This is a genomic window from Pseudomonas sp. ESBL9 (assembly GCF_036668715.1).
Classification (GTDB): domain Bacteria; phylum Pseudomonadota; class Gammaproteobacteria; order Pseudomonadales; family Pseudomonadaceae; genus Aquipseudomonas; species Aquipseudomonas lundensis.
Window position 1 is genome coordinate 1 of the sequence record NZ_JAZEVV010000026.1, and the last position, 440, is coordinate 440.

Here is a 440-nt window from a genome sequence, read left to right on the forward strand (position 1 = left end):
GTAGATAACAACACAACACTCACAAGGATTTCCCTCGTGAGTGTTTGTATTAATCATACTGATTAATAATTAACCTAAATATCTATTATTATGAAAAATCCTATTGAAGTGAAGTTAGGCCTGAATGAAAAGAATTTCTATCTCCGTATTCCAAAAAGAATGAAAGGAACATATCCATTTGATATGGAAATACCTTATGTTAAAAGAATAGTAAATGAAATCAACAGAATTGCTGTTAAATTACTATTCTCTACTGGAAATATGATTGAAGTTGATGCTAATAATCCTTTTAGTACTCAAGAGTTCTTTATATTCAAGTTTGATTTTATAGATGATGAAGAGTGTGAAAACAGAGGTTTATTAGAAGAGCTTAATGAAGTTCTATCTAAATACAGCAATAGCTGTTGTTCCCAATGTGTTTACATGTCAGTCTATAATGC

1 protein-coding gene is annotated in these 440 nt (G+C 29.5%); it reads left to right on the top strand.

Annotated elements, in window-relative coordinates:
- Positions 1-90: 90 nt before the first annotated feature.
- Positions 91-440: hypothetical protein (locus V6F78_RS22285; RefSeq protein WP_332728347.1), on the top strand; the 350-nt coding region annotated here is incomplete at its 3' end.